Below are 842 nucleotides of genomic sequence, written 5' to 3'. Positions count from 1 at the left end.
CTTCCCGAAGTAGAGGGCTTGGCGAATCTTTTCGATGTATTCCTTCTTTTCAGCGTTCGTCAGGTTAACGGCTTCAACATCGGCTGGCAATTCCTTGCTTGCGGCAACCCGTTCTTGCTTCATCATGGAGATGTAACGAGCGTAAACGGCTTCCGTAATCACGGATTGTGGAGCACCACCATCCAGGGCAGTTTCAGAAGACCACTTCCCAGTCCCCTTGTTTGCCCCCCGGTCGAGGATCATGTCCACGATCGGCTTGGACTTGTCAGCGCCTAAGTCGTCCTTGCGCGTCAGAATGTCGGCCGTAATGTCGATCAGGAAGGAATCAAGTTCACCCTTGTTCCATTCGGCGAAGATGTCAGCCATTTCATCTACGGAGAGGCCTAAGACGTTGCGCATCACGTTGTAGCTTTCGTCGATTAATTCTTCGTCCCCGTATTCGATCCCGTTGTGGACCATCTTAACGTAGTGACCAGCCCCGTTTGGCCCAATGTAGGTCACACATGGCTTGCCATCTTCGGCCTTGGCGGCAATTTGGGTCAGGATTGGTTCAACCAGGTCGTAAGCTTCCTTTTGACCACCTGGCATCAGGGAAGGACCTTGCAAGGCACCCAGTTCCCCACCGGAAACCCCCATGCCGATGAAGTTGATCCCGGACTTGTCTAACTTCGCGTTGCGGGCCATCGTGTCATGGAAATTGGTGTTCCCACCGTCGATCAAGACATCGCCTTCGTCAAGCAGCGGAATTAATTCATCGATAACAGCGTCCGTTCCTTTACCGGCCTTAACCATCATTAAGATCCGGCGTGGCTTTTCCAGGGAGTTTACGAAGTCTTCCAAAG

General features: G+C 52.5%; 1 protein-coding gene. It reads right to left on the bottom strand.

What is annotated here, in order from left to right; all coding sequences use genetic code 11:
* Window positions 1–842, bottom strand: an 842-nt coding sequence (gndA, locus tag FC43_RS09250; RefSeq protein WP_235807618.1) for an NADP-dependent phosphogluconate dehydrogenase, incomplete at both ends; no start/stop codon positions are given.

The organism is Limosilactobacillus ingluviei DSM 15946 (genome assembly GCF_001435775.1).
GTDB lineage: Bacteria > Bacillota > Bacilli > Lactobacillales > Lactobacillaceae > Limosilactobacillus > Limosilactobacillus ingluviei.
The sequence above is the reverse complement of the archived record's forward strand: the minus strand, read 5'-3'. Positions and strand labels throughout refer to the sequence as shown.